We start from the raw sequence: 13,724 nt of genomic DNA on the forward strand, positions 1-13,724 counted from the left end.
GTAAGGACAGGTGATGAACATGAATCATTGGAAGAAGTACTGCAGGTTAATTCTGAATATTGTTATCCCCCTGCTTGTTATCTGGCTGGTCTGTTTTATAGGACCGCGTTTATTAAAATTTTTCCTGCCGTTTGTGATCGGCTGGATTATTGCGATGATTGCCAATCCGCTTGTAAAGTTTCTGGAAAAGCGGGTGAAGATTGTGAGAAAGCACAGCTCCATGATGATTGTGGTGGCTGTTCTGGCGCTTATTATCACGCTTCTTTACTTTGTCATATCAAAGCTGGTATCGGAGACCGTCGGTTTTGTAGGGGATATACCAAAGTATTATGAATCGGCCTCCATAGAGGTTCAGAAAATGCTGCTTTCCGTGGAACGGCTTCTGCAGTTCCTGCCCCAGGGCGTTTCGGATTCTGTAAACCAGTTCTTCGGACATATCGGAGAGTATTTGAATCTGGCAGTGCAGAAGATCGCAAGCCCTACGGTAACGGTTGCCGGCAATGTGGTAAAGAGCATTCCCGCGGCGCTGGTGTATACCATCGTCACGATCTTCTCGTCTTACTTATTCATTGTGAACCGGGATAAGATACTGGACTTTTTTAAGAAATATATGCCGGAGGGCGGATCTAAGTATTATAAATATCTGAGAAAAGATGTCAGGCATCTGGTTGGCGGTTACTTTCTTGCACAGTTTAAGATTATGTTTGTAGTAGCAGTCGTGCTTGCCGTCGGTTTTCTGGTACTGAGGGTCGATTACGCCCTACTGATTGCCGTTATCGTGGCTTTCCTGGACTTCCTTCCGGTGCTGGGAACCGGGACGATCCTGGTTCCCTGGGCGGTGATCCGGCTCTTTTCCGGAGATACCTACTTTGCTCTGGGGATGCTTGCGCTCTACGTTCTGACACAGGTACTGAGACGTGTGATAGAACCAAAGATCGTGGGAGACACCATGGGACTGGATCCGCTGGCGACGCTGCTGTTTCTGTATCTGGGATTTAAGTTTAACGGAATCGCAGGTATGGTGCTGGCTGTCCCCATCGGCATGCTGTTTTTGAATCTGTATGAGTTCGGGGCTTTTGATTCCCTGATCAGCAGTGTGAAGACGCTGGTTCACGATATCAATGCATTCCGGCGGGGACCGGACTGACGGGAAGGACAGCGTAATACCATAATGAAAAGATAAAAGAAAGGAACGAACAGGAGGAAAGAATGAGAAGCAGGAACAGAAAAAAAGGAATTCGTATGGCAGCGGGGCTGATGGCCGTCATGATGATGGCAGCCGTGCCGTTCCCTGCCGCTGCGGCAGAGCCGTGGGAAAAGGAGAACGGCCAGTATGTGGATGCATCCGGAACACCCATAGCGGGCGCTCTGGAAAAAGGCATTACGGTGACGAAGTACCAGAACCGGGCGAATGCGGACAAGGGAGGCATCGACTGGGCAAAGGTCGCGGCCGACGGCGTGGATTTCGCCATGATAAGAATCGGATATTACAAAGATATGGATCCCTACTATTCCATGAATATGCAGGGCGCATCTGCAAACGGGATCAAGACCGGCGTATTTTTTTATACGCAGGCGCTTGACACGCAGAGTGCCGTAGACGAGGCGAATTACGTCCTGAAGATGGTGCGGGACTATCCGGTGTCGTACCCAATCGCGTATGACGTGGAATCACAGCACCTGTTGGACAACGGGCTGACAAAGCAGCAGATCACGGATAATATCAATGCGTTCTGCAAAGTCATATCTGATGCGGGATACCGTCCTGTTGTCTATGCAAACAATGAATGGCTGACCAATCACATGGACATCAGCCAGATTCCGTACGATATCTGGTATGCGAGGTACGGAACCATCAACAACTGCCAGAACAGAACCATATGGCAGTGTACCGATAAAGGAAAGGTAGATGGAATCACAGGCGACGTGACGATCGAATTCTCCTTTGTGGATTACGCAGCGCTGATTCCGCCGGAAGGCTGGAAACACGTGGATGGAAACTGGTATTATACAAAGAATTACGTGAAACAGACCGGCTGGGTACAGGTTGGAGAGAAGTGGTATTACTTGGATTCCAACGGTGCCATGATTCATGATACGACCATGACCATTGACGGGGCGTCTTATACCTTTGGCCCCGATGGCGCGATGGCGGAATAAGAGAAAGAAAATAGGGATACAGGATGGATTACAGAAGGTGAAGGCAGAGAATAATTTAGATTCAGATGATATGAGAGGACTGGTATGGAGGCTTGCATTTCCCTCCATGCTGGCCCAGTTTGTGAGTGTGTTTTACAGTATTGTGGATAGAATGTACATCGGTAATATCGCCGGAACCGGCGAAATCGCATTGGCAGGAGTAGGAATCTGCGGCCCGATTGTGACCCTGATTTCTTCTGTTGCTTTTTTAGTGGGTGTCGGTGGATCCCCTCTCATGAGCATACGGCTTGGAGAGAAAAATGAACGGGCAGCCAGGCAGATTCTGGCAAACTGTTTTCTGCTTCTGACCGTGTTGTCAGTGGTGATTACAGTGATTTCCCTGCTGGTGAAAAACCATTTGATCATGTGGTTCGGAGCCAGTGAGGCGACGTTTCCTTATGCGAACGCGTACATAACGATTTATCTGCTGGGAACGGTATTTGCGCTTCTGGCGACGGGGATGAACCAGTTCATCATCTGTCAGGGCTTTGCAAAGGTGGGGATGAAATCGGTCTTAATCGGTGCGGTGTGCAATATCATACTGGATCCGGTGTTTATCTTTGGCTGTCACATGGGGGTGCGCGGCGCGGCTGTGGCCACGGTGCTTTCCCAGATGGCTTCCTGCGCCTATGTGCTTCGGTTCCTCTTCAGCAGGCGGGCGCCGGTGCGGATCACCTTCGGTGAGTACGACTGGCAGATTATGAAGCGGGTCCTTCTCATCGGGTTAAGCCCATTTCTGATCATTGCATTTGACAACATCCTGATCATTGCGCTGAATACGGTGATTCAGAAGTACGGCGGAGCAGAGCAGGGAGATATGCTGCTGACCTGCATGACCATTGTTCAGAGCTTTATGCTGATGGTTACCATGCCGCTTGGCGGGATTACCAGCGGGACACAGACCATCCTGGGCTATAATTACGGTGCGAGAAGGCCGGAACGAATCAAGAAGGCGGAGGTTCATATCGCGGCGCTGGGCCTGGTATTTACCACGGTGATGTTCCTGATCGCGCACACCATTCCGCAGTTCTTCGTCAGGATCTTTACGCAGAATGAAACGTATGTGGAGCTGACCGTCTGGGCCATCAAAATCTACACGTTAGGCATAATTCCGCTGGCTGCACAATATACTGTAGTGGACGGGTTTACCGGTATGGGGATCGCGCGGGTGGCGATCACACTGTCCATGTTCCGGAAGATGATCTTCCTCGGCGGCGCATTTCTGATTCCTGCAGCCATGGGAATCAAATATATCTTTTATACGGAACCTGTTTCCGATTTTATCAGCGCAGCCGTATCGGTGGTGATCTACTTCCTTGTCATCGACAGGATTATCAACCGGAAGCCGGTATTTGGACGGCGGAACATGCCGTAAACAGAGTCCGGACAGGAGGAACAATGCAGTGATGCGAAAATGGATTGCCGCAGCCGCAGTACTTTTATTCAGTGCCATGGGTACGGGAGAGGCCTTCGCAGAGACGTGGCAGTATCAGGCCGCAGAACAGCCGGGGCCCGGTACGAACGGGGGCGCCATGGCGGAAGAGCCGGGCAGTGTCCCGGAAGCAGGAAGCTGGAATGGACTGACATTCACCAGTTCCAGGCTGGGCTATCAGGTGACGGTTCCGGAAGGCTTCATGCCGCTGGAATCTTATATGGACTTATCCGTGGACGACACCATGACCCTGGACTTATCCGTGGCCGCACCGGATATGACGGTTTCCATGGTGGTGGTCACGTATGACAAGATGGATGAGGAATTTAAGGGGATGGATGCCGGTCAGCTGGCTGCAGTGATGGGACAGGGACTGGGCGGATACGACGACTACATGCAGATCGGAGAGGTGGAGATGGTGACCCTTGGAGACCGGGAATATGCAAAACTGCCGGTAATCTATACGGGGCTTCTCAATCAGGACCTGTATTTCTGCTGGTCAGACGAGTCCGTTATGATGATCGAGATCGTCTACGATCCGTACCGGAAGGCCATGGCAGATGAGATCATGGGATCGATTCGGTAAAACAGAATTGAAAGCAGAAATGGTATGTCGGCAGATTGTAATTGACATATGTCAAAAATTGCCTTATAATAAATGACATATGTCAGTAACATCTGCAAAAGCCGAAGGAGGAGACGATATGGCACGGCCCGTAAAGGCGAGACGAATATGTGGAATACCGGGAAGGATGCAGTTTGGACCGCTGGAAGCGGGGACAGGCCCGGAGGCGGAGCAATTCATTTCCCTGACGCTGGAAGAGTATGAGACGATTCGGATTATCGATTATCTGGACCGTACCCAGGAGGAATGCGCCGAACAGATGGGCGTGGCCAGGACCACGGTGCAGGCTGTGTATCAGTCCGCGCGGAAGAAGATGGCCGCCATGCTGGTGGAGGGAAGCGCTCTTTCAATCGGAGGCGGAAACTATGAGGTATGTCCCAGGGCAGGAGGCTGCTGCAAAAAAGACTGCAGAAAACGTCTCTGCCCCGGCCGCAGGTGTGACGGGCAGGAATATCAGAATGGAGGATGGAATCATGAAAATTGCGGTAACGTATGAGAACGGCAGTGTGTTCCAGCATTTCGGACACAGTGAACAGTTTAAGATTTATCAGGCAGAAGAAGGAACAGTCGTATCCTCGGAGGTCGTGGGAACCAATGGAAATGGTCACGGCGCGCTGGCCGGATTCTTAAAAGAAATGGGAGTGGAGACTCTGATCTGCGGAGGAATCGGCGGAGGTGCGAGAAATGCACTGGACGAGGCAGGAATCCAATTGTACCCGGGAGTGAGCGGGGATGCAGACAAGGCTGTGGAGGCACTCTTAAAGGGGACGCTCTCCTATGATCCGGACACCATGTGCAGCCACCACCATGAAGGCGAAGGGCACGACTGCCATCATGGCGGTGGAAGCTGCCATCACTAGACGTTTTACGTACTGCACGCTGCATTAAACAGGGCTGTCTTCCCGCCGTTTCGCGGGAATCTTTATGGTGACTTCCGTTCCGGTTCCGTGTGAACTCTGAAAGGTAAGACCGTAGGACTCTCCGTAGAGACGCTTTAGACGGAGGTTGGTGTTATAGACGCCGATGTGTACAGAATCGGAGGTTCCATTCGGCATGGGATCTCCGTTTTCTTCTGCCAGTATGGACTCCAGCGTTTCAGGGGTAATTCCGATGCCGTCATCGGAGATGAGAAAGATAATGTCCTCACCCTGACGCCAGCCTGTCAGAAGGATGTTGCCTCTTTTTTCTTCCGTCCCCATGATTCCGTGGAGCCATGCGTTCTCCACGATGGGCTGGAAGGTCAGCTTTGGGATGGTGTATTCGGACAGTTCATCCGGCACATCCACGACGAAGCTGACGCAGTTGTCATAACGCATATTCTGAAGTTCCACATACAATTCTGTGTGCTCCAGCTCTTCCTCAATCGTGTTCATGAGCCCCCGTTTACTGAGCGTCAGCTTATAGAAGCGGGAGAGCGTCTGAATCGCCCTGGTAACATCTTCTTTCCGTCCGGTTCTGGACAGCCAGTTAATCATATCCAGTGTATTATAGAGAAAATGCGGATTAATCTGCGCCTGAAGAGCGCGGAACTCCGCCAGCCGTAAATCTTCAGAGGCCTTTTCCCGGCTGTTCATCAGATCGTTGATCTCCTCTGTCATATAATTGTAGGTATCGGTAAGAACACCGATTTCGTCACAGCCGGTTTCAACGGTGTCCATCGGCATGGGACGGCCCGTACGAACGGACTCCATCTGATAGGCAACCGCGATGATCCGGTCGGCGATGGAGACAGAGAGCTTCAGGGCGATCGAAAGAGCCAACGCAGTGAAGAGGAGGTAGGCCACAATCAGCTGGATCATCAGACGCGTTCCGGCGTCAGTGATGTGGCTGGAGGGCAGCAGGGAGACCATATACCAGTCCGTGTTCCTGACCGGGAAATAAGCCGTGTAAGCGGCGCCATCCGGGTACGATACCAGGGTGAAAGTCTTTTCCGGTCCGATCCTGGACAGAAACTCGTCTGTGGGAATGTAGTATATCCCGGCCAGGGCCATATCGGAAGCGGACACCATTACATCCCGGCTGTTGATGATGTAGGCGGCTTCTCCCTTGACCGAGGCATTGTTAATCAGTGCGGAATCGAAGGGCTCGCTGTTAAAGTACACAGCCAGATAAGCGGAAGCCCGCAAACTTTCCTGCTCGGAGCCGGCAGGAGGCAGATAGGTGATTCTGGAAATGTAGGCCAGGCGGCCGAATTTCTCTGCTTCAGACGGACTTAAATAGAGTTCCGGACAGAGCAGATCCTTATTCTGCATGGTGCTGCAGATTCCGTACCAGTAGCTGCTGCTGACCGTGGAGACCGGGGCAAACAGCCGGTTTTTCTCCGTGTTGTACTTCATCAGATCAGGATAGACGGAATCATCATAGTAGATGCGGATTCCGGTAATCATGGTGTTGTCGGTCAGGCTGTCTGTCAGATGAAACAGGCTGTCCATCCGGTTCTGCTCCGGTTCAAACGCTGCGGCGTCGCTCTCCGAGAGATAGAAGAGGCGGTGGATCGAGGACGAATCCCTCAGTGCGTCGGAAACATAGGTCACATGAGACACCAGATTTTCAATCGACGCCGCGGTCTGCGCAGACAGAGCCTGCTCGGAACGGATGGAGTCGTCCATGACGATGCCGTATAGCCGGACGAAAATAAAGCCTGATAACACGGCTGTGGGAAACAGAATTAAAAGGGCATGGGAGATGACAAGCTTATTCTTCAGCTTCAGGTCATACGTATAGTGGCGCAGGATTCGGTTGATAAAGTTTTTCATGAGAGCATTTTCTCCCTGTATTCAGAAGGGGACAGGCCCACAAGCTTCCGAAAGGTCTTACTGTAATAGTTGCCGTCACTGTAGCCCACCTTGGAGGAAATATCGGCGATCTTATAACGGGGATCGCCTAAAAACTGTTTGGACTTCTTGATCCGGTAGTCGGTCAGGTACTGGTTTAACGTCTGTCCCGTCTCATTTTTAAACAGCGTGCAGATGTAGCTGGAGGAGCGGTTCACGTATTCGCTGACATCCAGTACGGAGAGCGAGGAGATGGCGTAGTTCTGGTGAAGGTATTCCTTAATCTGAAAGACCAGAGGATTCTCCCCTGTATTCCGGGTCAGGTGATCAAAATACTGTTCGACTTTTTCCAGCAGCAGGCTGTGCAGCTCGGAAAAGGTGCTGCAGCGGAGTACGCTGTCCCAGATCGACTGGGGATTGACGCCCTCGTTATTCCACAGAGAGACGTAGTTCATGATGCCGTTTTCATCCAGCTTTACCAGATATTTGTAATAGATATCCTTGACCTGGCTGGGCAGAAGCGGCTGTCCGTTTAAGATGGAATCGCGGAGCTGCCCGGCAAGTTCCAGGGCCTTATCCTTCTGCTTTCCGGAGAGCGCCAGATCAAAGTCCATCAGCACATCGGCGGGAGGACAGAGGGCGGCCGGTTTATCGTATTCAGTCAGAATGGAGTTAAAGTCATGAAAGAAGCTGTTTTCCAGGAGGAGCTTCGCCTTCTCGTAGGAGAGGTGGACGGAAGCGGTCCCCGTGACGATGGGACCGACCGCCAGGAAAAAACGGCAGTATTTGTCAAAGCTCTGCTGTAAAAACAGGGCGCAGCGTTTTACCGCCTCCTTATCCGGCTTTTTTTCGGAATAAATATGTACGATTACATAGCGGTCAGAGCGAAAGGCATAGACCTGTTTTAATCCCAGCTCCGTTAACAGGATTAAAAAATTCTCCCGCGCCTCATCCATCGGGATTTCGGGAAGCTCGGAGAGCGGCGTCACGCTGTCCACGATGATCGTAAAAAATAAGGTGGACGGACCCATGGCCAGGCCCAGATGCCTGCTCAGCTCCAGAGCGGCCGGCTCGCTGTCGGGAAGCGTCAAAAGGTGGGCTAAATGGCCCTTCTGTTCCTTTTCCTGTATCATCACGGCACTGCGCGTATGACTTCGTACCTGACAGTTTAACAGGGCTTCGGCCAGGGCGTCATCGAGCTCGGAGAGGCTCAGTGGTTTCTCTACGTAACGAACCGCCTTCAGCTTGATGGCCGCTTTTAAATACTCTTTATCTGAATAGGCGCTCATGAAAATAATGGCGGTATCAGGATTTTGTTCCAATATGGCTTCTGCCATCTCAACACCGGTCATCCGGGGCATTCTGACGTCAGTTAAGACAATATCCGGCCGCTCGGAGACCGCAGTCTCCAGACCGTGTACCCCGTCGTCGGCGAGAAGTATGGAGTCAAAAGGCAGAGAAAGCCTGGCGATGCTGTCACGGATTCCCTCGCGGGTCAGTTTTTCGTCATCTACAATCAGCAGTTTCATCGTATCTTTCTCCTTCCCTAAGCTGGAACATCACATCGTTCCCAGTTTCATGTTCCACAAATATGGTATATCAATATTGTAACAGGAAATGGGAAATATGCAACGAAAATAGACAAATTACCCCATGGGTAGTATACTGGAATATATTGGAAACGAAAGAGAAACGGCGGAGGAAAAACGGTGAAACGGTTCTGGCTGATCGCAGGAATTTTGACTATTTTTTGTATTGCGGCGTGCAGTGCAGCGGGTATGGTGGCAGAAAACCCGGAATATGCAGTTATCATGAAATCGAAAGATAACCAGTATAATGAAGAAGTGGCGGAAGCTTTCCGCCAGGCGGCGGAGGAAGCGGGATATCGCTGCGAGGTGCTGTATCCGGAGACGGCGAGAGCCCAGGACCAGGTGATTCTGGTGCGCCGGATGATGCGGGAGAGGGTGAAAGCCATCGCCATTGCGGTCAGCGACGAACATGCGCTCGCTCCCGTATTAAAGGAGGCGATGGCCAAAGGAATTGTGATCACAACTTTAGATTCTGATACGGAAAAGGACAGCCGCAGCATTTTTGTGAGCCCGGCCGATCCGAAGGAGACAGGCGCCGGACTGGTGCAGGCGGTCAGAGACTGCATGGATGGGGAGGGCCAGTGGGCCATTCTTTCAGCCCAGGCCCGGTCAGCCAATCAGAGCCAGTGGATACATGCCATGATGGAGGAACTGGAAAAGCCGGAGTATCAGAAGATGCGTCTCGTGGATATTGTATATGGGGAGGATGATTATAAGACGTCCGCAGCCAGAACGAGAGAGCTGATTGAAAAGTACCCGGCGCTCCGGGCGATCTGCGCGCCTACCACGGTGGGAATCCAGGCTGCCGCGGATGTGGTGAGGGAGCAGGGACTCGAGGGACAGATCCGGGTGACGGGGCTTGGCATTCCTGCCAAGTCTGAGGACGGAACCGTTTCTGACGATACCGGTGTCTGTCCGGCGTTAAATTTCTGGAATCCGGCAGCTCTGGGAAGACTGTCAGCCCAGGTATCCATGGCGCTGGTGAATCAGGAACTTACAGTGAGAGAAGGAGAGGTATTCAGAACGGAAGACGGTGGGGAGTATCTGATTCACAAGGGCGCCGGAGGCGGTCTGGAGGTGACGGCGGGTGATCCGCTCACGCCGGATGAGAGCGGCAGCGGCCTGTGAAACAGGATGAAAAGGCAAAAACGAAATATTTTCCAGTATTTAGAAAAATATTACCGTAGAAATGTCGATTCCTGTCGTGTTATGATATAAACTGTCAGAAAACAAAGGGGTGATAAAAATGAAGCATATTTTCGTAACGTTTGACCAGGCAGAACAGATCTTTTCATTTGTAAAAATTATGAGCAAATGTGATTTTGATGCGGACGTAAAACTGGGAAGCCGTATAGTAGATGCGAAGTCGATTGTTGGAGTGCTGTCCCTTGCTAAATCGAGAACAGTAGAAGTTATCTTCCATACAGATAACTGTGATAATATAATTGAGCAGATAGCAGCTATCGTTCCCATCGCTGCGTGAAGAAAAAACAGAATCAGGCATAAGAAGCCATAGCGTTTTAAGGCAGAGGAAGTAAAAGTCAGAACCTTTTACTTCCTCTGCCTTTTTCCGTTCTCAAAAGAGCGGATTCCTTAAGACCCTGTGGACTGATAATGGGACAGTCCGAAACGCCACAGACAGGCCGCCGGAATGAGAAAGAGGCAGGCGGGGATCGGAAGAAGGGCGTACCAGTCTCTGACCGTTTTTCCGGTCAGATAGAGAAACGGATAATACTGAAACAGTGCAAACGGCACCAGGAAGGTACAGATCGTAAGCACCGTCTTTCCGTAAATGGAGACCGGGTATTTTCCGTATTCCCGTGCGCCGTCCGTGAATACGTTCATGAACTCCAGGCCCTCCAGGGTGAAGAAGCAGATGGAGGCGAAGATGATATAGATGGAGGCAAACACGAGAGTCCCCCCAAGGATCATGAGGAAAAGTGTGAACGCCCGCATCGGAGTCCAGATGATACCGCTCTTTGTCACTCCGTAAACCAGCATGACGGCGGCCTGGAGGAGCCGTCCGATCCTTGTCAGTTCGATTTTGCTGCACAGTACCAGGAAGATGCAGCTGCCCGGCCGCAGCAGGATTCGGTCAAATTCTCCGTTTCCAATCATCTGGTTAAAGGTATCGAAACTGCGGAAAAATGTTTCCGCCAGAGTATACGCCATCAGAGTGATGGAAAAACACAGGAGTACCTCCGGGTAGGTGAATCCCTGAACTTCATGAAACCGTTCCATCATGAAGGTGACGCCCAGAAATACGTTGAACGAGACGAGAAACTGCCCCAGTACGGTGAAAAAGAATGAGGCCTTGTGCTGCATCATGCTTTTCAGCTGTATTACAAAAAAACGAAGATAAAGCCGTATTGCTTTCATATGATAGTCCTCCTTCCATTAACCGCCCTGTATGACAACGTGCTGCAATGCGCGGCGTTCCATGGCTCTGCCGGCGGCCAGCAGTGTAAGCAGCCAGAAGGCCTGCAGCAAAAGGCTTACGTACATCTCCCGGCCCGCCAAATCGCTGCTGAAGATGCGAAACGGCACATTCTGTACGGAGGCGAAGGGCAGCAGGCTGACGACAGCCCTTACAGTTCCCGGCAGAAAGGGGAGAGGAATGACCGCGCCGCTGAGAAAATCGAAGAGCGACGAGACGATCAGACGGATTCCCTGAGAGGAAATGGTATAGAAAACGGACAGATAGACCACCATGTTAAGCGCAGTGATAACAAGCAGCGCCAGAATCATAGAGAGTATGGTAAAAAACCAGGTTCCCGCATCGGAGGGAAGCGTGAGGCCGTAGGGCTTTGGAAGAAGAAGGGCTGCGGCCAGGATCGGCATACAGCGCAGCACCGCCTTTGACAGCCGGACGGCCAGACTCCGGACGTACCACATGTCATAGAGGCGTATCGGGCGGCAGAGCTCATAGACCACATTGCCCGTGGTGATGGAATCGAACAGCTCCATTTCCCAGAACCAGGCCATGTAGAGGGCCAGAAATGCCTGCTGAAGCCAGACGTAGGACGACAGCGCCTGAAAGGTCATGGGAAATGACGAGGCGTCCGCCTGATAGAAGGCCCGGAACAATAAAATCTCCATGGAACCCCAGACAAACTGGGTAACCATGCCGGATACTGCGGCGGTCCGGTACTGCAGCCCATGGATAAAGCGAAGACGGAAAAAGGAAAGATATTTTTTCATGGGCGCCTCCTAAATCCGGTAATTGCGGTATAAGTCCGCAACTATTTCATCAAGAGTCCCGCCTTCCTGCATGCACTGGGTTTTCAGTGACCGGGAGGAGCTGTCCAAAAGCAGACGGCCTCTTCCGATCAGCATGACACGGTCAGTCATGGCTTCGATGTCCTGCATGTCATGGGTGGTTAAAAGGACGGTGGTGCCGTGAATTCTGTTCTGTCTTCGGATAAACTCACGGACAGCCAGCTTGGAGACGGCATCCAGACCGATGGTGGGTTCATCCAGAAATAAGATTTTCGGACGGTGCAGGAGGGAGGCGGCGATTTCACAGCGCATCCGCTGGCCGAGGGACAGCTGCCTGGCAGGCGTCCGCATGACTTCACTCAGGGACAGCAGATTCACAAGTTCGTCGAGTGCATCTTCGTATTGGGGCTGGGGAATTTCGTAGATATCGCGGAGAAGTTCGAAGGAATCGATGACGGGTACGTCCCACCAGAGCTGCGAGCGCTGGCCGAATACGACGCCGATCTCTTTTACGTGTTCTTTTCGTTCCTTCCAGGGGACCCGGCCGTCGATGAGGCACGTTCCGCTGTCGGGAGTCAGTATTCCGCTTAAGATTTTGATGGTGGAGCTTTTTCCTGCGCCGTTGGGGCCTATGTAGCCGACCATCTCCCCGTCTCCTATGGTGAAGGTGATGTCGTTTAACGCATGGACGTATTCCACTTCTCTGTGAAAAAGCGCTCTGACCGCTTCGGAAAAGCCGGCGCTCCTTCTTGCGACTTTGTAAGTCTTGTTCACATGTTCCACTTGAATCATAATGGTTCCTCCTGGTAGTAATATTATGGAACGTGGACTTCCTGACAGAGGACAGCCGGTGATTGATCTGTCGTAACAGTGAGTGCGTTCTAATATCTTGCCAAGCGGTGGAATGCCGTAAAAATGCATTCCTCTCCGGGGCCTGTCTGTTTCGCAGCCAGAAATGTCTGCTTCCGGGGACTCTACCGTGGTATCAATATTCTCTTTTCCCGATTCCCGGAATGGGATGACTGCGGGAGAAAGGAATTTAATTTTAGCACCGGCAGGAACAAAAGTCAACCTCCGCTCAAACCGTAAGATCAGGGTCAAAAAGTGGAAAACAGGTATTGACTTATTCGTAAAAAGTGATAATATAAACATATGAACAGTTATTCATATGATAGCATAAAGTAAGAGTATGAAGACACTGATGCAGCCAGTTAACCAGACAAAAAGGAGGTAAATCATGGAGGACGAAAACAGAATGGATCTGCAGGACAGCGAGGCCCCTCACTGTGATTTTATATCGGTCCACGAGGACATTGTGAACCGGGTCATGCAGGTGATGCCGGCGGACCAGCAGCTGCTGGATCTGGCAGAATTCTTCCGGGTATTCGGGGATTCCACCCGAATCAGGATTCTGTATGTACTCAGCCAGTCCGAGATGTGCGTGTGTGATATCGCAGGTCTCTTAAAGATGGGGCAGTCAGCGATTTCCCATCAGCTGCGGGTCTTGAAGCAGATGCGTCTGGTGAAGTTCCGCAGGGACGGGAAAACCGTATTTTATTCCCTTGCCGACGGCCATATCGAGACGATTCTGGCCCAGGGCATGGAACATATCAGTGAATAAGAGAAGAGGAAAAGGAGAGAATAAGGTATGAGAAAGATTATTAAATTAGAAGGTTTATGCTGTGCCAACTGTGCTTCAAAGATCGAGACGGAGGTATCTAAGTTAGCAGGCGTGAAGTCTGCGGCACTCAGCTTTATGACACAGAGACTGACCATAGAAGCAGAGGATGACCGTGCGGATGCGATCGTGGAGGAGAGCAGAAAAATTGCATATAAGATAGAACCGGAAGCAGAATTCAAGGTACTCCGGTAAATAAAGGAGCAGC

15 protein-coding genes are annotated in these 13,724 nt (G+C 51.4%); 10 read left to right on the plus strand and 5 right to left on the minus strand.

Going from position 1 to position 13,724, the window contains the following annotated elements; genetic code table 11:
* Nucleotides 1–13 precede the first annotated feature (13 nt).
* From ytvI to NE473_RS02640, 6 genes are all read left to right on the plus strand, one after another.
* Nucleotides 14–1,147, plus strand: coding sequence for a sporulation integral membrane protein YtvI (gene ytvI, locus NE473_RS02615; protein ID WP_022032785.1), 1,134 nt, complete (start codon nucleotides 14–16; stop codon nucleotides 1,145–1,147).
* A gap of 62 nt (nucleotides 1,148–1,209) precedes the next feature.
* Nucleotides 1,210–2,160, plus strand: coding sequence for a glycoside hydrolase family 25 protein (locus NE473_RS02620; RefSeq protein ID WP_006773034.1), 951 nt, complete (start codon nucleotides 1,210–1,212; stop codon nucleotides 2,158–2,160).
* Between the two features lie 37 nt (nucleotides 2,161–2,197).
* Complete coding sequence (locus NE473_RS02625) at nucleotides 2,198–3,574, plus strand: MATE family efflux transporter (protein WP_055650328.1); 1,377 nt, start codon at nucleotides 2,198–2,200, stop codon at nucleotides 3,572–3,574.
* 28 nt (nucleotides 3,575–3,602) lie between these two features.
* Nucleotides 3,603–4,217, plus strand: a complete 615-nt coding sequence (locus NE473_RS02630) for a hypothetical protein (RefSeq protein WP_155521590.1) — start codon at nucleotides 3,603–3,605, stop codon at nucleotides 4,215–4,217.
* A 118-nt stretch (nucleotides 4,218–4,335) separates the two neighbouring features.
* Nucleotides 4,336–4,752, plus strand: a complete 417-nt coding sequence (locus NE473_RS02635; RefSeq protein WP_055650326.1) for a DUF134 domain-containing protein — start codon at nucleotides 4,336–4,338, stop codon at nucleotides 4,750–4,752.
* The gene (locus tag NE473_RS02640) at nucleotides 4,730–5,116 is read left to right on the plus strand and encodes a NifB/NifX family molybdenum-iron cluster-binding protein (RefSeq protein WP_006773039.1); all 387 of its coding nucleotides are present in this window, start codon (nucleotides 4,730–4,732) and stop codon (nucleotides 5,114–5,116) included. The genes NE473_RS02635 and NE473_RS02640 overlap by 23 nt, the downstream gene beginning before the upstream one ends.
* Nucleotides 5,117–5,140: 24 nt before the next feature.
* Here NE473_RS02640 and NE473_RS02645 read toward each other — a convergent pair whose 3' ends face one another.
* Nucleotides 5,141–7,012 (minus strand): sensor histidine kinase, encoded by a 1,872-nt coding sequence (locus tag NE473_RS02645; RefSeq protein ID WP_055650325.1) that lies wholly within the window; start codon nucleotides 7,010–7,012, stop codon nucleotides 5,141–5,143.
* Nucleotides 7,009–8,559: a response regulator gene (locus NE473_RS02650; RefSeq protein WP_055650324.1), complete on the minus strand. Its 1,551-nt coding sequence runs from the start codon at nucleotides 8,557–8,559 to the stop codon at nucleotides 7,009–7,011. The genes NE473_RS02645 and NE473_RS02650 overlap by 4 nt, the downstream gene beginning before the upstream one ends.
* A 180-nt stretch (nucleotides 8,560–8,739) precedes the next feature.
* Here NE473_RS02650 and NE473_RS02655 point away from each other — a divergent pair, with 180 nt between their 5' ends.
* A complete protein-coding gene (locus NE473_RS02655) occupies nucleotides 8,740–9,747 on the plus strand; it encodes a substrate-binding domain-containing protein (protein WP_022032778.1) in 1,008 nt (335 codons plus the stop codon).
* Between the two features lie 118 nt (nucleotides 9,748–9,865).
* The gene (locus NE473_RS02660) at nucleotides 9,866–10,102 is read left to right on the plus strand and encodes an HPr family phosphocarrier protein (RefSeq protein WP_022032777.1); all 237 of its coding nucleotides are present in this window, start codon (nucleotides 9,866–9,868) and stop codon (nucleotides 10,100–10,102) included.
* Between the two features lie 110 nt (nucleotides 10,103–10,212).
* On the opposite strand, the gene NE473_RS02665 is transcribed toward NE473_RS02660, so the two are convergent.
* Genes NE473_RS02665 through NE473_RS02675 form a run of 3 tightly spaced genes read right to left on the minus strand, consistent with a single transcriptional unit; the run spans nucleotide 10,213 to nucleotide 12,630 of the window.
* Nucleotides 10,213–10,998, minus strand: a complete 786-nt coding sequence (locus tag NE473_RS02665) for an ABC transporter permease (protein ID WP_055650323.1) — start codon at nucleotides 10,996–10,998, stop codon at nucleotides 10,213–10,215.
* 18 nt (nucleotides 10,999–11,016) lie between these two features.
* Nucleotides 11,017–11,820, minus strand: coding sequence for an ABC transporter permease (locus tag NE473_RS02670; RefSeq protein ID WP_055650322.1), 804 nt, complete (start codon nucleotides 11,818–11,820; stop codon nucleotides 11,017–11,019).
* A gap of 9 nt (nucleotides 11,821–11,829) precedes the next feature.
* The gene (locus NE473_RS02675) at nucleotides 11,830–12,630 is read right to left on the minus strand and encodes an ABC transporter ATP-binding protein (protein ID WP_055650321.1); all 801 of its coding nucleotides are present in this window, start codon (nucleotides 12,628–12,630) and stop codon (nucleotides 11,830–11,832) included.
* A gap of 463 nt (nucleotides 12,631–13,093) precedes the next feature.
* Here NE473_RS02675 and NE473_RS02680 point away from each other — a divergent pair, with 463 nt between their 5' ends.
* A complete protein-coding gene (locus tag NE473_RS02680) occupies nucleotides 13,094–13,459 on the plus strand; it encodes an ArsR/SmtB family transcription factor (protein WP_039891456.1) in 366 nt (121 codons plus the stop codon).
* 27 nt (nucleotides 13,460–13,486) lie between these two features.
* The gene (locus tag NE473_RS02685) at nucleotides 13,487–13,711 is read left to right on the plus strand and encodes a cation transporter (RefSeq protein WP_006773054.1); all 225 of its coding nucleotides are present in this window, start codon (nucleotides 13,487–13,489) and stop codon (nucleotides 13,709–13,711) included.
* Nucleotides 13,712–13,724: the final 13 nt, after the last annotated feature.

Origin of the sequence: Hungatella sp. SL.1.14, assembly GCF_024460495.1 — a bacterium.
GTDB lineage: Bacteria > Bacillota > Clostridia > Lachnospirales > Lachnospiraceae > Hungatella > Hungatella hathewayi.